This is a genomic window from Tistrella arctica (assembly GCF_039630945.1).
Lineage (GTDB): Bacteria > Pseudomonadota > Alphaproteobacteria > Tistrellales > Tistrellaceae > Tistrella > Tistrella bauzanensis.
The window spans coordinates 822828-846572 of the sequence record NZ_JBBKTV010000001.1 but is presented as its reverse complement, the minus strand read 5'-3'; the positions used below and the strand labels follow the sequence as shown (position 1 = coordinate 846572).

19 protein-coding genes are annotated in these 23745 nt (G+C 67.3%); 9 read left to right on the top strand and 10 right to left on the bottom strand.

Annotated elements, in window-relative coordinates; all coding sequences use genetic code 11:
* Positions 1-37: 37 nt before the first annotated feature.
* Entirely contained in the window at positions 38-442 is a 405-nt protein-coding gene (speD, locus tag WG924_RS03950; protein ID WP_188578188.1) for an adenosylmethionine decarboxylase, read from the bottom strand.
* A gap of 355 nt (positions 443-797) precedes the next feature.
* Between speD and WG924_RS03945 the strand changes: the two genes are divergently transcribed.
* The 4 genes from WG924_RS03945 to rnk all read left to right on the top strand — a co-directional run bounded on the left by WG924_RS03945 (position 798) and on the right by rnk (position 4640).
* Entirely contained in the window at positions 798-1688 is an 891-nt protein-coding gene (locus WG924_RS03945) for an alpha/beta fold hydrolase (protein WP_345931688.1), read from the top strand.
* Positions 1689-1801: 113 nt separating this feature from the next.
* The gene (locus WG924_RS03940) at positions 1802-2812 is read left to right on the top strand and encodes an alpha/beta hydrolase family protein (RefSeq protein ID WP_345931687.1); all 1011 of its coding nucleotides are present in this window, start codon (positions 1802-1804) and stop codon (positions 2810-2812) included.
* A gap of 118 nt (positions 2813-2930) precedes the next feature.
* Positions 2931-3749: a DUF502 domain-containing protein gene (locus tag WG924_RS03935; protein ID WP_345931686.1), complete on the top strand. Its 819-nt coding sequence runs from the start codon at positions 2931-2933 to the stop codon at positions 3747-3749.
* 471 nt (positions 3750-4220) lie between these two features.
* Positions 4221-4640 carry a nucleoside diphosphate kinase regulator gene (gene rnk / locus WG924_RS03930; RefSeq protein ID WP_188578194.1) on the top strand — a complete coding sequence of 140 codons (420 nt, stop codon included), beginning with the start codon at positions 4221-4223 and terminating at the stop codon, positions 4638-4640.
* 37 nt (positions 4641-4677) lie between these two features.
* On the opposite strand, the gene recG is transcribed toward rnk, so the two are convergent.
* A complete protein-coding gene (recG, locus tag WG924_RS03925; protein WP_345931685.1) occupies positions 4678-6777 on the bottom strand; it encodes an ATP-dependent DNA helicase RecG in 2100 nt (699 codons plus the stop codon).
* A gap of 222 nt (positions 6778-6999) precedes the next feature.
* On the opposite strand from recG, the gene WG924_RS03920 reads away from it, so the two are divergent.
* The 4 genes from WG924_RS03920 (at position 7000) to WG924_RS03905 (ending at position 12189) form a co-directional block, all read left to right on the top strand.
* Positions 7000-7314, top strand: a complete 315-nt coding sequence (locus tag WG924_RS03920) for a succinate dehydrogenase assembly factor 2 (RefSeq protein ID WP_345931684.1) — start codon at positions 7000-7002, stop codon at positions 7312-7314.
* Between the two features lie 60 nt (positions 7315-7374).
* Positions 7375-10914: a transcription-repair coupling factor gene (gene mfd / locus WG924_RS03915; protein WP_345931683.1), complete on the top strand. Its 3540-nt coding sequence runs from the start codon at positions 7375-7377 to the stop codon at positions 10912-10914.
* Between the two features lie 292 nt (positions 10915-11206).
* Entirely contained in the window at positions 11207-11530 is a 324-nt protein-coding gene (locus WG924_RS03910; RefSeq protein ID WP_188578199.1) for an ElaB/YgaM/YqjD family protein, read from the top strand.
* A 155-nt stretch (positions 11531-11685) separates the two neighbouring features.
* Complete coding sequence (locus WG924_RS03905) at positions 11686-12189, top strand: hypothetical protein (protein ID WP_345931682.1); 504 nt, start codon at positions 11686-11688, stop codon at positions 12187-12189.
* A gap of 110 nt (positions 12190-12299) precedes the next feature.
* Here the strand turns inward: WG924_RS03905 and WG924_RS03900 are convergent, their stop codons facing one another.
* The 3 genes from WG924_RS03900 to WG924_RS03890 form a co-directional block, all read right to left on the bottom strand.
* Positions 12300-13631: a response regulator gene (locus WG924_RS03900; RefSeq protein WP_345931681.1), complete on the bottom strand. Its 1332-nt coding sequence runs from the start codon at positions 13629-13631 to the stop codon at positions 12300-12302.
* Positions 13632-13680: 49 nt separating this feature from the next.
* Entirely contained in the window at positions 13681-15216 is a 1536-nt protein-coding gene (locus WG924_RS03895; protein ID WP_345931752.1) for an acetate--CoA ligase, read from the bottom strand.
* 318 nt (positions 15217-15534) lie between these two features.
* The gene (locus WG924_RS03890; protein WP_345931680.1) at positions 15535-17646 is read right to left on the bottom strand and encodes a methyl-accepting chemotaxis protein; all 2112 of its coding nucleotides are present in this window, start codon (positions 17644-17646) and stop codon (positions 15535-15537) included.
* A gap of 329 nt (positions 17647-17975) precedes the next feature.
* Between WG924_RS03890 and WG924_RS03885 the strand changes: the two genes are divergently transcribed.
* Positions 17976-18572: a TrmH family RNA methyltransferase gene (locus WG924_RS03885; RefSeq protein WP_345931679.1), complete on the top strand. Its 597-nt coding sequence runs from the start codon at positions 17976-17978 to the stop codon at positions 18570-18572.
* Here the strand turns inward: WG924_RS03885 and WG924_RS03880 are convergent.
* From WG924_RS03880 to WG924_RS03860, 5 genes are all read right to left on the bottom strand, one after another.
* The gene (locus WG924_RS03880) at positions 18481-19416 is read right to left on the bottom strand and encodes a sterol desaturase family protein (protein WP_345931678.1); all 936 of its coding nucleotides are present in this window, start codon (positions 19414-19416) and stop codon (positions 18481-18483) included. The genes WG924_RS03885 and WG924_RS03880 overlap by 92 nt on opposite strands.
* Before the next feature lie 86 nt (positions 19417-19502).
* Positions 19503-20675, bottom strand: a complete 1173-nt coding sequence (locus tag WG924_RS03875; RefSeq protein WP_345931677.1) for a glycosyltransferase family 4 protein — start codon at positions 20673-20675, stop codon at positions 19503-19505.
* On the bottom strand, positions 20672-21721 hold the full coding sequence (locus WG924_RS03870) for a UDP-2,3-diacylglucosamine diphosphatase (RefSeq protein WP_345931676.1): 1050 nt from the start codon (positions 21719-21721) through the stop codon (positions 20672-20674). Before WG924_RS03870 ends, WG924_RS03875 begins: the two co-directional genes overlap by 4 nt.
* Before the next feature lie 495 nt (positions 21722-22216).
* Positions 22217-22462, bottom strand: coding sequence for a DUF2274 domain-containing protein (locus WG924_RS03865; RefSeq protein ID WP_003097776.1), 246 nt, complete (start codon positions 22460-22462; stop codon positions 22217-22219).
* Positions 22459-23745, bottom strand: coding sequence for a TraB/TrbI/VirB10 family type IV secretion system protein (locus WG924_RS03860; RefSeq protein ID WP_345931675.1), 1287 nt, complete (start codon positions 23743-23745; stop codon positions 22459-22461). The genes WG924_RS03865 and WG924_RS03860 overlap by 4 nt, the downstream gene beginning before the upstream one ends.

Sequence of the window (23745 nt, the reverse complement as noted above, 5' to 3'; positions counted from 1 at the left end):
TATCGCGATACGGCACGGGGCTTCGTGAGGCTGTGTGTCAGCCGTTCACGACCTTCCGGTCGAGGGGCGTTTGCGTGCGGCGGCCAGCCAGCATCGCCTGATGCCCGCGTTCCAGCGACATGCTGGAGAAGGTGCCGGACTTCAGGGCCACGCGCAGATAGTCGAATGCATGTTCGGTATGCAGGCTGTCGCCGCATGTGAACAGGTCGACTGCCGCATAGCCATATTCGGGCCAGGTATGGATGGCCAGATGGCTTTCGGCGATGATGATCGCGCCGCTGACACCCAGCGGCGAGAAGTGATGGAAGGTATGGGTGACGATGGTTGCCTTGGCGCGCTTGGCCGCCTCCAGCATCACATCGGTCACATAGTCGACATCTGCCAGAAGATCGCCGTCACAATCGTAGAATTCAGCGATGATCTGATGTCCGAGAGCCTTCACGGCACACCCCCCTTTTCAGAGAAGGTAGCGATCCACCCCAGGTCTCACGCCACAGTTCGTTACACACCCAAGAGGACGAAAGCCGGGCCGTCCGACATCTGTTCGTCGGGATACGGTCCGGCCGCTTGAACGGGGCGCCGGCATTGCCTGGGCGCCCGGATAAAGTGGCTGGAACCTATGGATGGGGGGCGGAGGTGTCAACCGAATTTCTTGTGACGTCGGTATGGCGACTGTCGCGATGACGACGGACGCGGAGCGTTATGCGCTTGTATGCTGACGACATCCGGCGGCAGGCGCTGTCATACCAGGGCGCCGATAACGACCAGATCATAAGCCGGGAGGAGACAAAGAGCCAATGATAACAGAGTTTTATGATAAGAACTTTATCCGTCGCCGCATCACGGTCGATGACGGCACGACGATCAATCTCGTGTCCGGCGGCAAGGGGCCTCCCCTGCTGCTGCTGCATGGCTATCCGGAAAGCCATGTGATGTGGCACCGGGTGGCGCCGCTGCTGGCGCCGCATTTCGAGCTGGTGATCCCGGACCTGCGCGGCTATGGCGACAGCGACAAACCGGCGGGCGACGAGGCCCATGCCCGTTATTCCAAGCGCCGCATGGCCCTGGACATGGCCCAGGTGATGACGGCGCTCGGCCATGAGCGGTTCAGCGTTGCCGGACATGATCGCGGCGCGCGCGTCACCCATCGCCTGTTGCGGGATCACGAAGCGCGGGTGGTGCGGGCCTCGGTGATGGATATCGTGCCGACGCTGGACATCTATGAGGCGACCGACCGCACCATCGCCACCAGTTATTTTCACTGGTTCTTTCTGATCCAGGATGACGGGCTGCCCGAGCGGTTGATCGCCGGCGACCCCGGCTATCTGCTGGACTGGGCCCTGAACCGGCTGTGTGTGGATCCGGCGGCGATCGGCGCCGACGAGCGGGAAGAATACAAGCGCTGGTTCGTGTTGCCCGAAACAATTCACGCCACCTGTGAAGACTATCGTGCCGGCGCCACCATCGACCTGGACCATGACCGCGCTGATCGCGATCATCGCCTGTCGGTGCCGTTGCTGGTGCTGTGGGGCGCGCACCGGCTGGTGGGCAAGCGTTTCGACCCGCTGGCGATCTGGCGGCAATATGCGACCACGGTCGAGGGTGAGGCGATCGATTGCGGCCATTTCCTGCCCGAAGAGGCGCCGGAGGCCGTGGCGGCGCGGATGATCGGCTTCTTCGGTGCCTGATCGCGCGCTGATCGGGCCGTGAATGATCAGGGTCATGTGCGCCGGATCTTTACGTGACGCCGCGCAGCCGCCATTCTCACGCCATCCTGACCGAGGCTTGAGAGGACCGGGCAATGAGATTGCGCGTGCGGCGGCGGCCGGCACTGGCCGGAATGCTGATGGCGGCGGCCGGCCTTCTGGCCATGATGTCGGGGGCCGCGGCCGATATCGGCTATGCCGAGGCGCTGGTGACCGATCCGGTGACCGATGCCCCGGCACCGGTCATGATCTGGTATCCGAGCGACGCGCCGGCGGCTCCGGTCCGGCGGAGCCCATTTGTGATGAGGGTTGCGGTCGACGCGGAACCCGCGCCCGGCCGCCATGGTCTGGTGGTGTTCTCGCACGGGTCGGGCGGCGCACCGCTGGCACATCACGGCACCGCGGAGGCACTGGCTGCGGCCGGTTGGATCGTGGCGGCGCCGATGCATCCGGGCGATGACGTGCGCAATGCCTCCGGTGCCGGCAGCGCTGTCGCGTTTATAGGTCGGGTCCGTACACTCTCGGCGGTGATCGACCGGATGCTCGGCGATCCGCGCTTCGCCGGCCATGTCGATGCCGGTCGTATCGCTGCCGTGGGCTATTCGGCGGGTGGTGCGGCCGTGCTCGCTCTGGCTGGCGCCCCCGCCGACGCGGCCAATGCCGTCGCCTTCTGTGCCGACCATGGCGCCGAGGACACGCTGTGTGGCCGCTATGGCGTGCGGGCCGATCTGGTCGTCGAGGCCAGCCGCATCGGCCCGGTGCCGGCCGATGACCGGCTTGATCTGGCGATCGCGCTGATGCCGGTAACCGGCTGGTTCGCCGATGATGCCCTGGCGCATCTGCAGATCCCGGTGCGGATCATGACCAGCCAGCATGACGAGATGCTGCCGCCGCCGCTTCATGGCGAGCGGCTGGCGGCGGGATCGGACGGCGCCGTGCCGATCGAGGTGATGGTCGGCGCTGGACATTTCTTTCCGTTGGGCGTGCTGCCGGATGAGCTGGCGGGATCGGATGTGGCCCGTGACCCGGCGGGGCTGGATCGCGCCGCCGCGATCGCCCGGTTGAACGACTGGCTGATCAGGACGCTTGACGACGCCATACGCTGAGGGTGCGCGCGTCATCGCCGGCGTGGCTCCACGCTTGCCCCTTGAGGCGCCGGGCCGCAGGCCCACATGATGGCATCGATATGCCGTTGCCATCCGTCGTTTGAGGGACCACGCCCATATGACAGCCCGCGATCCCGGACGGCATCGCCGTAACGATCCTGCGGCGCCGGACGATCACCGCCCGGTCGGCGGCGGACGACTGCGCCGCTATTTCCTGGCTGGCATCGTGGTGACCGCCCCGATCGCGATCACGCTGTATGTGGCGTGGTGGTTCATCGCCTTTGTCGACGATCTGGTGCTGCGCTTCGTGCCGCCGGCCTATCATCCCGACCAGTATCTGCCGTTCAGCATTCCCGGCGCCGGACTGGTGGTGGTTCTGGTGGCGATCACGCTGATCGGCGCGTTTGCAGCCGGGCTGGTCGGGCGCGAATTCGTCAAACTGGGCGAGGGCATCGTTGCCCGGATGCCGGTGCTGCGCAGCATATACGCCGCGCTGAAGCAGATCTTCGAGACCATTCTGACCCAGGGATCGCAGTCGTTCCGCGAGGTGGTGCTGATCGAATATCCGCGGCGCGGCCTGTGGTCGCTGGCCTTCATCACCGGCAACACCGGCGGCGAGGTCCAGCGGTTGACCAAGGCGCGGATGGTCAACGTCTTCGTTCCGACCACGCCCAACCCCACCTCGGGCTTTCTGCTGTTCGTGCCCGATACGGAACTGGTGCGGTTGTCGATGACCGTGGAAGAGGGGGTCAAGCTGGTGATCTCGGGCGGGCTGATCACGCCGCCGGACGCGGCCGACCCTGAGGGCGGGCAGGCCGACACGGCATCGCGGCGGCCGGCCGCCTTGACGGCAGCTCCCATGCCGGCAGCAGACGATGCCAGCGACGCCGCCGCCGCGGAGACGGAAGCCGATACGGCCGCGCGAAACAAGGCTTGATAAACCCGCGCGCAACGCTCATATTCTATGGATCATGCAAAACCTGATTCAAATAACGGCGGCACTGCCGTCGCTCGATGCCGGGACCAACCGCCAGATGCGCAGCGGTAATCTCGTTCAGGGCTGATCGCCCGGGCCGTATCTGTCCCCGACCTTAGATGTCCGCGGGCACCCGGTCCGGGACATGGTGCTTTTTCGATATCGTCGTCGCCTCTGAAAGCGATATCCGCCCTGTCGGCATCCAGGCCCACGCGGACGTTGTCTTCTGATCAAGCGTCGGACCCGAGCCGATCGGGCCATATCCGGACCAGCATCTCCGACAGGGTCGTCGGGCCCCATGCCTGATGTGGGGTCGCCGGGGCCTGTCGCGCAACACCTACCCATCCCTCGACATCCCATGCGGAACGCACCGGCATCCTGCCGGCGCCATGGCGCGTGGTTCCACACACATCATCCAAGGATATCAACATCATGACTGAGACCGCCTTTGCCGTCGTCGATCTTCCCGAAATCGCCACGCCGCCGCCGGTGTTCGTGGGCGAAACCGACTTCGACCGCCTGAGCGCGCTGGCCGACATGGCCGCCGTGGAACCGGGCACCGCCGCCGCCTTCCTCGCCGCCGAGCTCGACCGCGCAACCGTGGTCGCCGACGACGAACTGCCCGCCGATGTGGTGGCCATGCACCGCCAGCTTCGCTATCGCGCGGAAGATGGTGCCGATCAGCAGGCCATTCTCGTTTTCCCGCGTCAGGCCGATATCGCCAGCAACCGGGTGTCGGTGCTGACCCCGGTGGGCGCGGCGTTGCTCGGCCTGCGGGCCGGCGCCTCGATCGCCTGGCGTGACCGCACCGGCCGCGTGCGGCATCTGACCGTGACCGGCGTCGGCAACTGATCTGCCAGTCTGCGGGTGATCGGCCGCCGGCCGACGATCAGCCCGACCGCAGATAGCGAACCGCCTGGTCGCGTTCGAACAGATACAGCAGCACCCGCAAGGCCTGGCCCCGCGGCCCGTCGAGCTCGGGGGTGCGTTCGATCTCCAGGCGGGCCTGTGCCTGGGCGATCTCGATCAGATCGCCGTGGATATCAAGATCGGCGAGCCGCATTTCCGGCTCGCCGCTCTGTTTTGTGCCCAGCGCGTCGCCGCCGCCGCGCAGGCGCAGATCCTCTTCGGCGATGACGAAGCCATCCTCGGTCGCGCGCATCACCTCCAGCCGTTTACGGGCGATCTCGCCCAGCGGGCTCGCATAGAGCAGCAGGCAGCTTGCCTGATCGTCGCCACGGCCCACCCGGCCGCGTAGCTGGTGCAACTGCGCCAGACCGAAGCGCTCGGCATGTTCGATGATGATGACGGTGGCGTCCGGCACGTCGACGCCGACCTCGATCACGGTGGTGGCGACCAGGACATCGGTCCGGTCGCAGGCGTTGGTCGAGCGGAAGCGGGCGATGGCCGCGTCCTTGTCGGGCCCCTTCATCTGACCATGGATCAGCCCGACCCGCGGCCCCAGCCGCTCGGCCAGTTCCTCGGCCCGCGCGGTCGCCGCCGACAGATCGGCCTTTTCCGACTGATCGACCAGCGGACACACCCAATAGACCTTGTGGCCGCCGGCAATGGTGCGGATCACGCCGTCGATGACGTCGTCCATGCGGTCGATCGGCAGCACCCGGGTCTTGATCGGCTTACGTCCGGCGGGTTTCGACAGGATCCGCGAGACGTCCATATCGCCATAGGTGGTCAGCGCCAGCGTGCGGGGAATGGGCGTCGCGGTCATCACCAGCGTGTCGACACCGCGGCCCTTCGACGACAATTGCAGCCGCTGATGCACGCCGAAACGGTGCTGTTCGTCGATCACCGCCAGTGCCAGATCGCGGAACGCGACCTCGTCCTGAAACAGGGCATGGGTGCCGACCAGAATATCGATCTCGCCCGCTTCCAGTGCCGCCAGAACCTCGCGCCGGGCTTTCGCCCGCTCACGACCGGTCAGCAGGCCGAAGCGCAGCCCGGCGGGCGCCCCCAGCCGTGTCAGCGTCTCCATATGCTGGCGGGCCAGAACATCGGTCGGCGCCATCAAGGCCGCCTGCCCGCCGGCCTCGACCGCGATCGCCATCGCCAGCAGGGCAACCACGGTCTTGCCGCTGCCGACATCGCCCTGCAGCAACCGCAGCATCCGCAGCGGTCCGGCCATGTCGCCGGCAATTTCCGACAGCACCTGGCGCTGATCGGTGGTCAGCCTGAAGGGCAGCGCCGCTTCGACCGGCCCGGTCAGCCGGCCGGTGCCGGCCAGGCCGCGCCCGGCTGACCGCCGCTGCCGGTTGCGTACCAGCGCGATCGCCAACTGGTTCGCGAACAGTTCGTCATAGGCAAGCCTGCGGCGCGCCGGTGTCAGCGGCGACAGGTCATCGGCATCGACCGGCGCATGAGCCTGGCGCAGCGCCGTCTGCCAGTCGGGCCAGCCCTCGCGCTTCAGCACGCCGCGGTCGATCCATTCGGGCAGGGTGGGCAGCCGGTCCAGCACCGCGCGTGCCGCCCGGCGCAGCAGCTTTGGCGACAGCCCGTCGGCACCTGGATAGACCGGCTCCACCGTCTCGATCTCGGCCCGCCGTGCCGGCGGGACGATGTGATCGGGATGCGGCATCTGCACCTCGCCGCCATAGCGTTCGACCTTGCCGCTGACGATCCGGCGTTCGCCTTCCGGCATCAGCCGGCGCCAGTCCTCGGCGCGGCCATGAAAGAACACCAGGGTGACCGGGGTGCCGTCCGGATCGGCCGCGCGCACGCGATGCGGCTGGCGTGGCCGCTCGGCCGGCTGGTGTTCAAGAATGGCCAGATCGAAGGTGGCGATGCGGCCGGCCGCGGCCTGGGCCGCCGGCGGCGCGTGGCGCCGGTCGACCAGCGCGATCGGCAGGGTCCACAACACGTTGATCACCCGGTCGCCATGGGCGGCGCGCGCCACCAGCTTCAGCACGCGCGGACCGATGCCGGGCAGGGTGGTGGCTTCGGCGAACAGGGGAAACAGGGGTTCGGGGCGCATCTGGTCCGGATGGTGGTGGTGTCGTCAAGGGGCGCCCATGGGGCGCTGTCGCCGTCCGGTCATCGGACGCGCCCACGATAGGGGCGGGTGGCTGCCGAGACAAGCGACGCGGCACCCGATTGACGGGGACACGCGCCCGGGGCGCCCATGGGGGTGACAGCCAGCCGGTCGCGGGCTATATCACGGGGCGCAGTCTTGTCCGCATGAGAGGGTCCAGCCGCCATGGCCGAAGACACCGACGCCCGCCGCCGCCGGCTGCGCTATCAGAGCTGGTATCGCGGTTGCAAGGAAACCGACATCCTGTTCGGCAAGTTTGCCGATGTCTGGCTCGACCGTTTCGACGCGGCCGGACTGGATGCCTTCGAGGCGCTGCTGAACGAGAACGACATCGACCTGTACAACTGGCTGAGCGGCCGTGAACCGGTGCCTGCGGATCTGGCTGAAAATCCGGTCATGGTGCTGATGATGGAATTCGACTTCGCGGCGGCGCCCGATCGCGGGATGGGCCAGACCCGGACTGCCACCGACCTCGCCTGAGCCGCGATACCGACCGAGGCCGCGTTCCGACCACCGGTGCCATAGAAAGACGCCACGCCCGTGCTGATCGATCCTGTGCTTTTCGACCGCCCCGGCCGCATCCTGCTGACCGAGGCGCCCGACGGGCTGGTCTGGCAACTGGTGGCCGACCTGGCCACCGGGCGGCCGGCCCGCGATCTGGTGCTGGTGATGCGCGACGACACGCGCATGGTGGCGGCTGCCGAGGCCCTGAAGGTGCATCTGCCCGGCACCGAGATCCTGCGTCTGCCGGCCTGGGACTGCCTGCCTTACGACCGGGTCTCGCCCAACGGCATGATCGCGGCCGAGCGCATGGACACGCTGACCCGGCTGGCCGGCGGCCCCGGCGCCGACGATCCGGTGACCGGCGGGCGGGCGCGGGCGATCGTGGTGACCACGGTCAATGCGCTGTCGCAACGCGTGCCGCCGCGCGACAGCCTGACGCTGGCCCGGCTGCGGCTGGAGCCCGGCCACCGGCTGAGCACCGAGCGGCTGGTCGACTATCTGATGCACAATGGCTATGTCCGCGCCGGCACGGTGATGGAGCCGGGCGAGTTCGCCGTGCGCGGCGGCATCGTCGATCTGTACCCCGCCGGCGAACCCGATCCGGTGCGGCTGGATTTTTTCGGCGACGAGGTCGAGGCGATCCGCAACTTCGATCCCGTCACCCAGCGTTCCAATGCCCGCATCCGCCGGCTGGACCTGAAGCCGGTGAGCGAGATCCTGCTGACCGACACGGTCATCCAGCGTTTCCGCCAGGCCTATCGGCAGGCCTTCGGCACGGTCGGCACCGGCGACCCGCTGTATGAGGCGATCAGCGCCGGTCGGCGCCATTCCGGCATGGAACACTGGCTGCCGCTGTTCCACCCCTATCTTGAACCGGTCACCGCCTATTTAAACGCGCCGGCGCTGATCTTCGACCATCTGACCGACGAGGCGTTCGTCGAGCGCCGGGCGCTGATCGAGGATTACTTCGAGGCGCGCAAGACCGGCCCGGTGTCGATCATCGGCGGTGAGCGCGAGGCGCCCTATCGCGCGCTGCCACCCGATCAGCTGTATCTGACGCCTGAAGAATGGTCGGACATGGCGAAAGCGGGGCCGCGCGCCAGCGTGCAGCCGGGGCCGGCCGACCGGCCTCTGCCGTCAGGCTGGCGCGCGGCGCGGCTGGGCGGCAGTCCGGCGCGGGATTTTGCGCCCGAGCGCAAGGATGAAAGCGTCAACCTGTTCGACGCCCTGGCCGGCCATATCGCCGCCGAGCGCGGTGCCGGGCGCCGGGTGGTGGTGTGCTGCTACAGCGCCGGTGCGCTCGACCGGATCCGGACCGTGTTCGAAGATCACGGCATCGGGCCGGTGGAGGCGGTGGAGACCTGGGACCGGATCGATACCGCCCGGCCCGGCGCGCTGGTTCTGATCGTGCTGCCGCTGGATCATGGCTATGTTGCGGGCAGCCTGTCGGTGCTGACCGAGCAGGACATTCTGGGCGACCGGCTGAACCGCAAGACCCGCCGTAAGCGCCGCGCCGAAAACTTCCTGCGCGATGCCGACACGCTGAGCGTCGGCGATCTGGTGGTGCATGTCGACCATGGCATCGGCCGTTATGAGGGGTTGGAGACCATCACCGCCGCTGGCGCGCCGCATGATTGCGTGCTGGTGGTCTATGAGGGCGGCGACCGGCTGTTCGTGCCGGTCGAGCATATCGACATGCTGTCGCGCTATGGCACGTCAGACGGCCCGGCGCCGCTGGACCGTCTGGGCGGGCCGCAATGGCAGCAGCGCAAGGAGCGTACCAAACACCGCCTGAAGGACATGGCCGACGCCCTGATCGCGGTCGCGGCCGAGCGCAAGCTGAAAGGGGCCGCCCGGATCGAGCGGCCGCAGGGGCTGTATGACGAGTTCTGCGCCCGCTTCCCCTATAACGAGACCGAAGATCAGCTTCACGCCATCGAGGATGTCATCGACGATCTGGCTTCGGGCCGGCCGATGGACCGGCTGATCTGCGGCGATGTGGGGTTCGGCAAGACCGAGGTGGCGTTGAGAGCGGCGTTCATTGCCGCGATGAGCGGGGTTCAGGTGGCGGTCATCGCCCCGACCACGCTGCTGTGCCACCAGCATTTTCTGGGTTTTACCAGGCGCTTCCAGGGCTTTCCGATCAAGATCGTCGAACTGTCGCGGCTGGTGACCGGCAAGCGGGTGGCGGAAGCCAAGAAGGCGATCACCGACGGCACCGCCGATATCGTGATCGGCACCCATGCCTTGCTGGCCAAGGGGGTTCAGTTCCGCGATCTGGGCCTGATGATCGTCGACGAGGAGCAGCATTTCGGCGTCAAGCACAAGGAACGGCTGAAGGAGATGAAGGCCGACGTTCATGTGCTGACCCTGACCGCCACCCCGATCCCGCGCACCTTGCAACTGGCGCTTGCCGGCGTGAAGGAGCTGTCGATTATCGCGACGCCGCCGGTCGACCGGCTGGCCCTGCGCACCTTCACCATGCCCTATGACAGCGTGATCGTGCGCGAGGCGATCCTGCGCGAGCAGTATCGCGGCGGGCAGTGCTTCTTCGTCTGTCCGCGGATCGAGCAGGTGAAGGAGGTCGAGGAGCGGTTGCGGGTGCTGGTGCCCGAGGTCAAGATCGCGGTCGCCCATGGCCGGCTTGGCGCGGGCGACCTGGAAGACGTGATGGGCGGCTTCTATGGCGGCGAATACGATGTGCTGCTGTCGACCAGCATCGTGGAAAGCGGGCTCGATATCCCGCGCGCCAATACGATCATCATCTATCGTGCCGATCTGTTCGGTCTGGCGCAGCTCTATCAGCTCCGCGGCCGGGTTGGGCGTGGCAAGCTGCGCGGCTATGCCTATCTGATGCTGCCCGCCAACCACACCGTCACCCGCCCGGCGCAGAAGCGGCTGGAGGTGATGCAGACCCTCGACAGCCTCGGGGCAGGCTTCACCCTTGCCAGCCATGATCTCGACATTCGCGGCGCCGGCAATCTGCTGGGCGAGGAACAGTCGGGCCATATCCGCGAAGTCGGGCTGGAACTGTTCCAGCAGATGCTGGACGATGCGATCGATGCCGCCAAGGCCGGCGGTGGCGACGTCGAGGTGAAACCCGCTCGTCGCGACTGGTCGCCGCAGATCAATCTGGGCGCCGCGGTGCTGATCCCCGAGACCTATGTGTCGGATCTGGATGTCAGGATGTCGCTGTACCGGCGGGTCGCGGATCTTGAGGAAGGCGACGAGATCGATGCCTTCGCGGCCGAACTGGTCGACCGCTTCGGCCCGCTGCCCGATGAGGTCCGCCAGCTTCTGCAGGTGGTGGCGATCAAGAAGCTGTGCATCGCGGCCGGCGTGTCCAAGGTCGAGGCCGGGCCCAAGGGGGCGACGGTGTCTTTCCATCTGGACCAGTTCGCCCGGCCTGACGGGCTGATCCCGTATATCGCGAAACAATCGGGCACGATCCGGCTGCGACCCGACCACAAGCTGGTGATGGTGCGGGCCTGGGCGACGGTGGAAGACCGGCTGAAGGGCGCCCGCGACCTGATCGGCACGCTGGCGCGGATTGCCCGCACCGGGCGCGCGGCCTGAACATCGGCCGACACGGCACGCTGTTACAGGCGGCTCCCAAAACGGTCACACGGCACCGGTTACACTGCGCGGTGCAGCTTCCTACATGTCATCAGTCATCGTGACCGGCCCTTGCGGCCAGGGAACTGGGCGACCAGGGAACTGGGCGGGCAGGGAACAGGTTCGGCTGCCGGCAGTTTACGGCATGTGGACGCCGCTGCCGGTCAGGCGCGGCGTCCCGGCGCGTCGAACCCCTGCGCCTCGTGCCGGCCGGTTGCGTTCAGCATGTTTGATCAGAAAAGGATGAAGTCCAATGGCCACCGCAGAACAGACCGCCGTCGACAAGGAAATGGAGGTTCTGAAGGCCGATCTGGCCGCCCTGCGCGCTGATCTCGCCAAGGCGACCCGCCAGTCCGGCCGCGCCGCCGGCGTGGGTGCCGAGGCATTGAGCGAGAAGGCGAGCGAAGAGATGGAACGGTTGCGTGGCGAAGTCGACCGGTTGATGCATGTGGCCGGTGAGCGTGGCCGCGGGGCCGTGCGGGCGGCGGAGAGCACCATCGAGGAAAAGCCCCTGACCAGTGTGCTGGTGGCGTTCGGTGTGGGTCTGGTGATCGGCAAGCTGCTGGACCGGCGCTGATCGGCCTTGGGCTTGTCTAGCCTCGGTCGATCGTACCGCCGGCCGTCGGTTGATGCCCGGATATCGGAAGGCGGTGGGGTGCCGTGCGCGCCACCGCCGTTCTTCCGGGCGGGTGCCCCGGCCCATTACCCCTGTCAGCCCGAGGGCGCGCACTCATGCTGAACATGATGCACAAAGTTGAAGCGGCGGTGGCGCGCGCCGGTGCCGCTGCCATGTTGTATACGCTGGCGGGCATCATCCTGCTGGCATCGGCGGGCTTCGCCCTGACCGCATTCTATATCTGGGTCGATACCCTGACCTGGCATCCGGCATCGCCGGGGCTGTGGACGGCGCTGTTGCTGCTGATCCTGGCCCTGATCGTGATGCTGGCGGGCAAGCTTGTTCTTCGCGGGCTGCAGCCTGGCAGCAGCGGCCATCGCCATCAGTCTTCGTCAGCCACTGGTTCCGCCGGCGCAGGGGCGCCACCCGGTGCATCGGAGGTTGCCGCCATGAGCGGCCTTGCCTCGGAACTCATCCGCCGCAACCCCGCCGGGGGTATCGCCGCCGCAGGTCTGGCGGGGGTCGCCATCGGCGCATCGCCTGAAATCCGGCGCATGCTCGCCGATATGGCACGCGCGGCACTCAGCCCCAAACCGCCGCCGCCCCCGCCCGGGTATTGACCGGGGACGGGCCGCGATCGGGCGTCAGTCCATCACAACAGGGTGCCGGCAGAACAGGGTGCCGGTAGAAGAGGGTGCCGGTCAGGCGCCCTTTTCTGCCGTCGGGCCGATCAGAGCAGAATCTGCCGGGCGCGCAGCAGCAGGCTGTCGGCGGTGTCGGACGGTTCAAGCGATGCATGGCCCATCTGCATCCAGATCGGTGCCGTCGGCAGGCCCGCCAGTCCGTAATCGGTGGTGGCGAGGCTGCCGGCAATGCGGTGCAATGCCTTCAGCGACCGATCGCCGGGCGTGTCGGTCAGCACCGCGACCAGGGTGTTGTCGTCGGCGCGCGCGATCAGGTCTTCCACGCGCACCAGCCGCTTCAAGGTGTCGGCGGCGCGTGCCATCACGCTCTGGGCGGCGGCGGGGCCCCGGCGTTCGATCAGCAAAGACAGATTGCGATATGATACGGTCGCGACACTCAGCGGCTTATCCCATTTCGAGGCCTCGAACACCAACCGGCTGAGATGCACGCGCAGGAACGCCTGCTGAAAGGCGCCGGTCTCGGCATCGATGGTTGCCGGTGCCTCAAGCGACGCGAACATGGCGGTCAGGCTGCGGCGCAGGCGCCGCCGGCGCAGAGCCGACAGCACACGGCCATGCAGTTCGTCGGGGCTGAACGGGCGGGAGATCAGGTCGTCGATGCCGGTCTGAATCAGGGTCTGCACATCCGGGGCAGATGCGGGCTGGCCGATGCCCAGTACCGGCACGTCATACAATGCCGGTGTGTCGCGGACATGCAGCGCCAGGCCCAGCCAGTCCTCGCGGTCGCCGCCGTCGAATGACAGCACCAGCGTGTCGACCACCTGCTCGTGCAGCAGTTGCGCCGCCTCGGCGGCACCGGACGTGCGCAGCAGACGATAGCGGGATTGCAGAATGTCGGCCACGTCGTCGAGATCTTCGCCGAGCTGGGCTGCCAGCAGCAGAACCGGCGGCCCATCCCGGCTTTCCTGGCCGCGTCGGCGGTCGAGTTCGACACGAAAGCTGCGGGCGGTGGCGGCGCGACGCCGCAGCTCGGCCTGCATGATGCCCAGCCTGACCAGCTTCGACATCCGTGCCGCGATCAGCCCTTCGTCATGGGTGCCGATCAGCAACTCGTCGACACCGACCGCCAGAGACCGGCGGCGTAGGGCCGACGAGGCCCGCCCCCCCACCATCAGGACCGGAATATGCCCGGTATCGGGGTCGTTGCGCAGCATATCGACGAAATCGCAGCCATCGCCATCGGACAGAAGGTCGTCGATGATCACCACATCCGTCAGCAATTGCCGGGCGAGGCGAAGCGCCTCGGCGCCGTTGCGGGCGCTGAACAGAAACAGCCCACGAGCACGCAGGCCATCCATGATCCGCTGGGCGACCCGCGGATCCTGCATGACCACGAGAACGCGCGCGAGATAGGGCATGGCGTCTGTCTACTTCCGCAAAGAGGGCTGGTTCCGCAAAAGGGGCTGGTCAGCGGCCCGGCAGGGCGCGGCGGACGATCTTGCCGTTCACGCCGCGTGGCAGGCTGTCGACCAGAATCAGGTCGCGCGGCCATTTATAGCGGGCGAGATGTTTGCCGACCCAGGCATTGACGCCTTCAAGATCAAGCTCGCCTGAGCGGCCCGGCTTCGGCACCACATAGGCGGCGATGATGGTGAGCGCATCGTCGAGCTTGCGCGGTGCCACCGCCACTTCCGCGATGGCCGGATGCGCGCTGAGCGCCGCCTCCACCTCGATCGGCGAGACGCGATAACCAAGCACGGTCATCACTTCATCCGATCGGCCATCATACCAGTAATAGCCATCGCTGTCGACGCGCGCCAGATCTCCGGTGATGAACCAGTCACCACGCCAGGCAGCGGCCATGTCGTCGGGCCGGTTCCAATAGCCCAGCATCAGCCCGGCCTCGTCGCGATGCACGGCGATGACGCCGATGTCGCCGGGGGCCAGCGGTTCTGTGCCGCCATCCAGCGGCAGAACCGTGATCCGCCGGCCGGGCTGCGGACGGCCAGGGCTGCCCAGGCGCAGGGGTGTGTCGGGGCCGCTGGAGATATAGGTCGACACCTCGCTCATCCCCAGCGCTTCGTATAGGGGCAGGTCGGCGGCATCGAACCAGCGGTGGGTCAGGGCGGGTGGCAGGGCTTCACCCGCCGTCAGGCCATGGCGCAGGCTGCGCAGCCGGTCGCGGGTCAGGGTGCCGTATTTCAGCATCTGGCGATAGACGGTGGGGACGGCGGCAAAGATCGTCGCCTCGGACCGTTCGATCAGCACCGGCCAGATCGAGGGATCACGCGGACCGGCATAAAGAACCGCGGTCGCGCCATGCGCCCAGGGGTCCATCAGCCCCACGCCCAGCGTGTAGGTCCAGTTCAACTGACCGGCATGAAGCACACGGTCGGCCGGTCCCATGCCGTGCCATCCCGGACCCATCGGCCGACGGCCCCAGACCGCGCGATGGGCATGCAGCACGCCCTTGGGCCTGCCGCTGGTGCCGGAGGTATAGATCATCAGCGCCGGATCATGGGCGGGGCCGAGCAACGGGTCGGCGCCGTGGCGGCCGCGAACGGCCGCGGCCAGCCAGTCCAGCCCCAGCAGCCGCATGCCGCCCGGATAAGGCTCGGCGATCTCAAGCCCGTCGGCGACGAAGGCCACGGCCGCGCCGCAATCGCGGGCGATGAACCCGGCTTCGGCGGGGGTGAGCTGGGCCGAGGTCGGCACCGCGATCAACCCGGCGGCCGCGGTCGCGAAATAGACCAGCGCGAATTCGATCCGGTTGCCCATCCGGATCATCACCCGGGCGCCCGGCGCCAGATCCAGCGCCACCAGCGCCGCGGTCACCCGGCGCACCTGATCGTACAGCCGGTCGAAACTGATGCTGTCGCGCATGCCGTCCTGGTCCATCAGGATCAGGGCCGGCTTGTCGGGATGTCGCTCGGCATTCCAGGCCAGACAATAGGCCGCAAGATTGAAGCGGTCCGGATCGAACGGCGCCGCGGCCGCCGGCATGGCGGGCGGTGTGTCGATGGCCGGGCCTGGCGCCGGCATGAGCGGGTCGCCGCCGGCACCATCGGCGAGGCCGCTGGCGTCGGGGCTGACAAGGGCTGAAGCGGGCGCCATGGCGCCCTGTGCGGGAGCATCGCTGATCATGGCGCTGAGGGTAAGCGCAGACGCGTCGTTTCGGAAGTGCCAAAAAACGGACATGAAACCGTCGCAGCGGCACCGTTCGGTCTGTCACGAACGACTGCGCCGCCCGATGCAGGCATCGGACGGCGCAGCTATGGCATGACAGGGGGCCGGACGGATGGGTATGAGGATGCCTCGTGATCAGTGGCCCAGGCGTTCTCCGGTCTCGCGTGCCTCGCGGCGCAGCGAGTCGACCACATTTTCAACCGACCGTCGCAAGGTTGCCGAACTGCTGACCAGTTGCCCTGTGGCGCCAGCGACCGATGTCGCTGCCTCGGCGGTCTGCCCGGCACCGCCGGCCACCTCGCCGATCGCCGAGGAAATGGTCTGGGTGCCGACAGCGGCCTGGTTGACGTTGTGGGCTATCTCGCTGATCGCGGCGATCTGCTCTTCCACCGCACTCGCGATGGTGGTGGATGCCTCGCGAACCCGGCCGATGGTCTCGACGATCCGTGCGATTGCCCCCACGGCCTGCTCGGTGTCGCTCTGGGTGGCGGCGATGCGGTTGGCGATCTCGTCGGTGGCCTTGGCGGTCTGGGTCGCCAGTGTCTTGACCTCGGAGGCCACGACCGCGAAGCCCTTGCCGGCATCCCCGGCGCGCGCCGCCTCGATGGTGGCGTTCAGCGCCAGCAGATTGGTCTGGGCGGCGATGTCGTTGATCAGCTTCACCACGTCGCCGATCTGACGGGCGGAGCCTGCAAGCCGGCGCACGATGCCATCGGTGTCGGCGGCACGCGACGAGGCCTCGGCGATGATGTCGGATGCCGTGGTCACCTGCCGGCCGATCTCGTGGGCGGATGCGGTCAGTTCTTCGGTCGCGGTCGCAACCGTCTGGACATTGACGTTGGTCTGCTCGCCGGCCGCGGCGACGGTGGCCGAATTGGCCGATGTGGTGTCGGCGATGCCGCGCATTTCCGATGCGCGCCGCTCCAGCCCCTCGGCCAGCTCGGTCATCTCGTCGGCGATGCCGCTCACCTCGCGTTCAAGCGTGTCGGCAAGGCCCAGCGTGCTTTCGCGCCGCGCCTCTTCTGACCGGCGTTCGGTCGCGGCCTGTGCCAGCCGCAGATTTTCGGTCTCGGCCAGCGTGTCGCGGAAGGCGACCAGCGCGCGGTTCAATGCGCCGATCTCGTCGCGACGATGGGTGTGGGGGATCTCGACAGTCGTGTCACCGCCGCTCAGCGTCGCGATGACGCCCATCGACTGTTTCAGCGGCCGCTTGACCAGAAGCAGCACGGTCACCGCCAGGGCGGCGACGATCAGCAGCACCAGGACCACGCCACCGATGATCATGCTGTGGAGCACTTCGTCGGCGGCGGCGCGCATCGAGGTCTCGGGGATGTTCACCAGCAGGCTCCACGGCTTGTCATAGCCCTGGATATGCACCGGGAGCACCATCCGATAGACCTGAGAGTTCAGGCTGGGAGACCATGACACGCTTTCCATGGTCAGACCTTCGCGGACGACGCGCTCGATCTCGGTGGTGTCGTCGGAGGTCAGCTTCTGCATCGGCTGGCCACGCAGTTCGGCCTTCGGATGATTGATCACCCGGAGGTCATTGGTGAACAGCAGCACATTGCCGGTGCCAAACGGTTTGGTCTCGTTCAGCCGCTTGTTCCAGGCATCCAGCTCGATATCGACACCGGCGACACCGACGACGGCGCCACCCACCTTGATTGGAACGGATGCCGACAGCAACATCACCTCCCGTCCGGCCACATCATAGATCGTGGGCGGGGTCATGAAGGCCTTGCCGGTGGTCAGCGGTGTTTGATAGTAGGCGGAATTCGGGCCGGTATAATCGCCGATGGTCTCGACCAGCGCCTGGCCGCTCACCCGGTTTATATAGGTCAGGTATCGGCCGGTGTCGTCGGATGTCCTGGTGTTGCGGAAGGCGGCATCATTGCCGTCCAGGGCATTCGGCTCGAACCCCGCCCAGACGCCGAGAAGGTCTTTCGCGTGGACGAAATTGGCCTCGATGACGCGATCATAGACGGTCCGATCGATGACGCCACCGGCCTTCATCGCAGAAAAGCTGTTGGCGACACCCTCGGCGACCGCCAGGTCTGTCGACATCTGGGTCGAAATTTCGGCCGCGAGCTGTCGGGACAGTGCGCGGCCGCTATCCAGCGAGGTTGCAAGCACCCGGTCTTCAGCCATGCGGGCGACCGCCGTGATGCCAACCGCCAGCAGTACAGCCAGTGCACCACCGCCGACAAGAATGATCTTTGAAGAAAGGCCGAGCGCCACACGCATGTTCTTGCACCATCTCTCGGGGGGAACGCGATTGAATTGCCCAAACGCTTCAGGTCAGCAGTGATGCATAGAAATCAGTCTGCCGGCCTGTCCGCGTGTTCCGACACATTAGCGCAAATGTGTTAACCAAGTGCTTAAGCAGAAAAAGACATCATTTGATCAGTATTACCTGATGGTAAATTTATACATTTTCAGTTGATGGGACGATGGGTTGCGTAAAGTATTCGATCTTCGCTCGGCTGGGTGTGAGGCCGGGATGATCTTGCGAAATTGCGCATCAGGCCGGTCTGCGGGTATGACTGTCGCCACAGCGAGCGAAGGACGCAGCAATGATGCAGATAGAGGATCCCGATGCCGGTGGCTGTTTCGCGGTGGGGCTGGACCGGTCGAGCAAGCCGTTCAATGCCGGCACCCTGAACCGGCTGGTCGCGGCCCATGGTGGCGCCTATACCTTCACCGCCGGCGCCGACTGGCAGACGAGCCAGCATTGGCGGCACTGGGACGATGCGGTGGCGGCAGAGGCCGCCGCGCCGCGCCCGACCGTGCCGCATCTGGCGTTCGACAGCCCGGCCGCGGCGCGGTTCCCTGAGGGCTTCACGCTGGTCGCCGTCGAGCTGACCGATGACGCGGTCGATCTGCCGGCCTTTCGTCATCCGCCGCGCGCGGTCTATGTTCTGGGGCCGGAGCGGGGCATGCTGGCGCCGGAATTCCTCGATCGGGCCACGCATGTGGTCAAGATCCCGATGCGGTTCTCGCTGAATGTCGCGATGGCGGCGAGCCTGGTGCTGTTCGACCGGCTGCGCTCGCGGGAGCGCGCGGGCGCGGTTCAGCGGCTCAACCGCCGCCGGGCCGAAGCGGCCGTGCAGGCGTTCCTGGATCAGAATCGGGCGCTTCGGGCCCCACCGCCGCCGCCTTATGCGGATTGACCGTGGTGGATGCACCGGCGGGGGGCGCCATGAACGGCCGCAGCAACAGGGTGCCCGGCCCGGCCCGTCCGTCCCGTGCGGCTGCGGCGTCATCCAGCCCGATCGCCATCGCATCATGGCCAGCGGCCGGCATGGGGCGGGCGGTGCCGAACAGACGGTCCCACAGGGTGAAGAAGAAGGCGTAATTGCTGTCGGTTTCGCGCCGCACGGCTGAATGATGCACCCGGTGCCAGTCCGGCGTGGCGATCAGCCGTGCCAGGCGACGGTCGACGGTCGCGCCCAGGTTCAGATCGGCATGGTTGAACAGCGAGGCCGCGTTCAATGCCATCTCGAATGCCAGAACCGCGATGGCCGGCACGCCCAGCAGCCAGATCACCGCGATCTTCCACGCCATCGACAGCAGGATCTCCACCGGGTGGAATCTGAGGCCGCTGGTGACGTCGAGCGCCATGTCCAGATGATGGATGCGATGCAGTCGCCACAGAACCGGCACGCGGTGCATGACCAGATGCTGGGCCCAGACCGCCAGATCCAGCAGGACGAAGCCTGCGGGCACCGTCGCCCAGGCGGGCAGGCCGATCACCGCGAACAATCCGGCGCCCGATGCCTCGGCGGCCAGTGCCGCACCCACCGCCGCTGCCGGAAAGACCAGCCGCAGCACCAGTGTGTCGGCCAGCGCCAGCCCCAGATTGGCGACCCAGCGGCGGCGGCGTTCCAGCGCGCGGGTGTGGCCCCGCCGCGGCCATCGACGTTCCGCTAGCGCGAAGCCTGCGAACAGCAGGGCAAAAACGCTGCCGCGGATCAGGGCTTCGGCGGCAATGATGTCGAATGACAGCGGCATCATGACGGGCGGGAACCAGCCTGGCAGGGATATGGGGGCGATGGCGGACACATGTGTGACCCCGACTATGGCCCGACCCTGCGGCTGCGTCACCTGACGATCGCGTGAACGGCGGCGGCGTCCGGACGGCCGATCATCGGAAACGGCGCCAGAAGGTCGCGGAAGCGGGTGGCGCAGGCATCCCAGGTGAAACGTTCGGCATGGGCGCGTGCGGCCTGGCGGCCGGCGCCGCTGCCGGACAGAGCCAGGGCGCGGGCGATGGCCTGCCCCAGATCGTCGTCCAGTGCCCCGGTGCCGGCCGCCACATCGACCACATCGACCGGGCCGGTGACGGGAAAGGCCGCGACCGGCACCCCGCTCGCCATCGCCTCCAGCATCACCAGACCGAAGGTGTCGGTGCGGCTGGGGAACACGAAGACATCGGCCTGCGCATAGGCCCAGGCGAGGGCGGCGCCCCTGCGCAGCCCCGGGAACACCGCCGCCGGATATCGGCGCATCAGATCGGCCCGCGCCGGGCCGTCGCCGATCACGATCCGCGTGCCGGGCAGGCCGGGTGCCGAAAGGAACGCCTCAAGGTTCTTCTCGACGGCCACCCGTCCGACATACAGCAGCCAGGGGCGCGGCAACGCGCGCAGGGCCGCCAGCGCCTCGTCCCCTGCCGGGCTCTGTGTGTCGCGCAGGGCCGGTGAGAAGCCGTCGAGATCGACCCCGCGACACCACAGCGCCACCCGCGTAAAGCCCCGCGTCGCCAGCTCGTCGGCCAGAGAGGGGGTCGCGACCATGGTTCGGGCGCCGGCATTGTGGAAGCGTCGCATCATGGCATAGGACAGGCCGACCGGCAGTCCGGTGCGGGCGGTGACATATTCCGGGAAGCGGGTATGAAAGGCGGTGCTGAACGGCACGCGGTTACGGATCGCCCAGCTGCGCGCGGCCCAGCCCAGCGGGCCTTCGGTCGCGATGTGCAGGGCATCGGGGCGATGCGCCAGGATCCGGCGGCCGACCATGGCGGGTGTCGCCAGCGCCAGCCGGATTTCGGGATAGGTCGGGCAGGGCAGGGTGCGGAACGCGGCGGGCGCGATGACCTGGGCGTCGCAGCCCCCCTCGATCATCAGGTCGACCATCCGGCCCAGGGTGCGCACCACGCCATTGACCTGCGGTGCCCAGGCGTCGGTGACCAGCACCAGCCGGCGGGGCGCGCCGATGCCGCTGACGGTATGGCGGAGCTGTGGCAGAGCGGAAAGCGCCGACGCCGGCCCGGTCATGCCACGGGCTCCTGATTGGCGGCAGGCTCGCGACGCCGGCCGGCCGCAGGCTCCGGCAGACCTTCTGGGCGCTCGGGCAGAAGTGCCGGGGGCAGCGTGTGGTTGCGGCGGGTGCGGGCGCGGGCCAGGGCCACCAGTTCGCGGCGACGGGCACGTGCGCCCCAGTCCAGAATCTGCAGCCGACCGCAGGCGTCCTCGACGATGGCGGTGCAGCTTTCCACCCAGTCGCCGTCATTCGCATAGACCATGCCCTCGGTCTCGCGGATGTCGGCGTGATGAATATGGCCGCAGACCACACCGTCATAGCCACGCCGGCGGGCTTCATCGGTGACCGCCTGTTCGAAGCGGTTGATGAAGTCGCAGGCTTCCTTGACGCGGCTCTTGAGATAGGCCGACAGCGACCAATAGGGCAGATGAAGCTGGCGGCGGGCCACGTTCAGCCAGCGGTTCACGCGCAGCGCGAGGTTGTAGGCGACATCGCCCAGAAGTGCCAGACCGCGCGCATAGCGCACCACCATGTCGAAGGCGTCACCATGCACGATCAGGAATTTGCGGCCGTCGGCCAGGCGGTGTTCGGTTTCGCGCACCAGGGTGATATTGCCGAACCGCATGCCCGCATAGGCCATCAGGCATTCGTCATGATTGCCGATCACCCAGGTGACACGGGTGCCGGCTTCGGCTTTGGCCAGGATCGCCTGAACCACGGCATTGTGCGGGCCATCCCAGAACCACGACCGCTTCAGCCGCCAGCCATCGACGATGTCGCCGACCAGGAACAGATGATCGCAGTCGACCGTCGCCAGAAAGTCGAGCAGAAGATCGGTCCGGCAGAATCGGGTGCCGAGATGGGTATCGGAGATGAAGACGGTGCGATAGCGGCGGCGTCCGCCACCATCGCCACCTGATCCGCCATCGCCGCCTGGATTGTCGCCGCCGTGACCCTTCTGGCATTCTCGGGCGCGGGGCGGCTGCTGGTGAGGGGGCTGGCCGGCGGGGCGTCCGTCGGGACGAAATGCCAGGGGAGGCAGGGCTCGTGCGACCGTCATCGGGAACACCCTCCGGGCAACAGGCGCCGGGGGTGGCGGGACACCATCCCGTGACGCGCATCACTGTCTCGGAAACGAGTTCTAGGCCGCGATCCGCTCCGCTTTTATGGCGCGGGGGTTAAGATCCGGTGACGCTTGGCACAATTTCCGGCCAGGGGGTCGAAATGCCCTGCCAGGGGGCCTGGACATCGGCGGCGGCGCAGCAAAAAAGTGCCGGTGTCAAGTCTTGCGTGCAAAGCACGTAAGGCTTGAAACCATATATGGGACAGTAGGTTAGCTCTTTTCGGGGCCGCTTTGCAGAACCACGGCTTCGTCGGCTAGGAGCCACATAAGAGCGTCGGGGGAGAAAGCCGCATCGCACTGTGTCGTGCTGGATTGCCGAGGAACGGCGGGCCTGTCGCGTCATCATAGCCCAAGAAGCATAGCGGCATCCAGAATGAAGAACGCGCAGCCTGGGGCTGCGCGTTCGATGGATGCCGTTGGTATGCGACGCCATCATGTCGGCTTCGATGGCGCGCTCCGGGTCGCCGTGTCCTTCCTGAATCCCCGATCCCCCGCCATGAACGCCTCCAGCATGTGTGGGATCAGCGTCATGGCATCAACCGCCTCGCCGTAGGTCTGCGCGTGCAGCGCGGCGTAGCGGTCGAGGTCGGCTTTCAAGCTGGCTGGGCAGGCAAAGGTCAGTTTGACGCTTTCGGTCTTGGGCAGCGGCCCGAGCCGCAGCTTCTTGGTCGTGCTCATTGCGAAGCTCCCCGATTGAAGAACAGCGGCTGGTACGGCCGCAGCACCAGATCCCGGTTGACGATGATTCGCACGGGCAGGCCAGGCCGCTCGGTCAGCGTCGGCTGGATGTTCATGTTGCGTCGGGTGATCTCCTGGCCGACCTGATTGATGCTGTCCTGGGCGCTGTCACGCCCGGCGATGACGATGCGGTTGCCGTTCTGGCGGTTCTCCGGCGCGGCCAGTTCTGCGCCGACGCCCAGCAGCGTCGTCAGCACCGCACCGGCAAAGATGCGGTTCCAGTGCCAGTCCACGCCGTCCTCCAAGCCCGCGTAGCCGGCCGGGTCGGTGCCCACTAGGTTGTCGAGCGTCAGCGAGGACGTGTCGGGCAAGATGATCCGGTTCCACACCACTTGCACGCGGCTCTGCCCGTAGCTGACCTGACTGTTGTAGCGCCCGAGGATGCGCGACCCCTGTGGGATCAGCAGGAACTTGCCGGTGGCCGTGTCATAGACCGGCTCCGTCACGGTGCCGATCACGTCGCCCGGCAAGTCCGACTTGATGCCTGTCACCAGCGCGCCGGCGATCACCGTTCCGGCCATCACTTGATAAGGGGACGCGGGCAGCGCCAGATTGCCGGAATTGCGGGTTTCCGTAGAACCGGCTTTCAGGAACGCCTCTTTCTGGTCTTGCCGGTTCTGCACGGTCGTCGGGTCGGCGGGCTGGGCCGCCGTGGAGGCAGGCCCGGCAGCGAGAGGATCGAAGGCCGCGAGTGTGTTTGCAACACCAGGCGCACCCGGCGCAGCTTGCGCGACCGTGGCGGCGGCCTGGCCCTGGCCGCCCGAGCGGAAGAACACCGACGAGGCCGCCGCCGCGTCTGCCTCCTTGCGCAAGGTATCTTCGGGATCATGGCCTGGCGGCGAATAGCCCGGCGTCACCGGCTGCTGCGAAGCGACGATGGCCGGGCCAAGGTCGCCGGGCAACGGCGGCCCCAGCCCGGGCACATCGGGCGGCAAGGCTGGCGGCAGCTTCGAGTAGTCCGTCGGCAGCGCATCCAGCCCTTCGGACTTCGAGACGCGATCGACGTTGTAAAGCTCGGTTTGCTCGCCCGTACCGCGCCGCTGCGGTTGCAGCGACCAGATCGTGGCCCCAAGCACGGCGACCGACAGGCCGCCGACGAGGATGGCCAGCGTGCGCCGGTTCAGGCGCGTGACCGGGCGCGGCTGGGCGCGCAGCGCCACCGCCTCCGGCGCAACCTTGCCCGCCTGCGGCGTGGGGAGGTCGGGGGTGTCGTCCTGGCTCAT

Bases quoted from the DNA above. Each gene is read 5' to 3' on its own strand.
- WG924_RS03945 (WP_345931688.1), top strand. From the start codon at position 798: ATGATAACAGAGTTTTATGATAAGAACTTTATCCGTCGCCGCATCACG.
- WG924_RS03940 (WP_345931687.1), top strand. From the start codon at position 1,802: ATGAGATTGCGCGTGCGGCGGCGGCCGGCACTGGCCGGAATGCTGATG.
- WG924_RS03935 (WP_345931686.1), top strand. From the start codon at position 2,931: ATGACAGCCCGCGATCCCGGACGGCATCGCCGTAACGATCCTGCGGCG.
- rnk (WP_188578194.1), top strand. From the start codon at position 4,221: ATGACTGAGACCGCCTTTGCCGTCGTCGATCTTCCCGAAATCGCCACG.
- recG (WP_345931685.1), bottom strand. From the start codon at position 6,777: ATGCGCCCCGAACCCCTGTTTCCCCTGTTCGCCGAAGCCACCACCCTG.
- WG924_RS03920 (WP_345931684.1), top strand. From the start codon at position 7,000: ATGGCCGAAGACACCGACGCCCGCCGCCGCCGGCTGCGCTATCAGAGC.
- WG924_RS03910 (WP_188578199.1), top strand. From the start codon at position 11,207: ATGGCCACCGCAGAACAGACCGCCGTCGACAAGGAAATGGAGGTTCTG.
- WG924_RS03905 (WP_345931682.1), top strand. From the start codon at position 11,686: ATGCTGAACATGATGCACAAAGTTGAAGCGGCGGTGGCGCGCGCCGGT.
- WG924_RS03900 (WP_345931681.1), bottom strand. From the start codon at position 13,631: ATGCCCTATCTCGCGCGCGTTCTCGTGGTCATGCAGGATCCGCGGGTC.
- WG924_RS03895 (WP_345931752.1), bottom strand. From the start codon at position 15,216: ATGCCGGCGGCCGCGGCGCCGTTCGATCCGGACCGCTTCAATCTTGCG.
- WG924_RS03890 (WP_345931680.1), bottom strand. From the start codon at position 17,646: ATGCGTGTGGCGCTCGGCCTTTCTTCAAAGATCATTCTTGTCGGCGGT.
- WG924_RS03885 (WP_345931679.1), top strand. From the start codon at position 17,976: ATGATGCAGATAGAGGATCCCGATGCCGGTGGCTGTTTCGCGGTGGGG.
- WG924_RS03880 (WP_345931678.1), bottom strand. From the start codon at position 19,416: ATGATGCCGCTGTCATTCGACATCATTGCCGCCGAAGCCCTGATCCGC.
- WG924_RS03875 (WP_345931677.1), bottom strand. From the start codon at position 20,675: ATGACCGGGCCGGCGTCGGCGCTTTCCGCTCTGCCACAGCTCCGCCAT.
- WG924_RS03870 (WP_345931676.1), bottom strand. From the start codon at position 21,721: ATGACGGTCGCACGAGCCCTGCCTCCCCTGGCATTTCGTCCCGACGGA.
- WG924_RS03865 (WP_003097776.1), bottom strand. From the start codon at position 22,462: ATGAGCACGACCAAGAAGCTGCGGCTCGGGCCGCTGCCCAAGACCGAA.
- WG924_RS03860 (WP_345931675.1), bottom strand. From the start codon at position 23,745: ATGAGCCAGGACGACACCCCCGACCTCCCCACGCCGCAGGCGGGCAAG.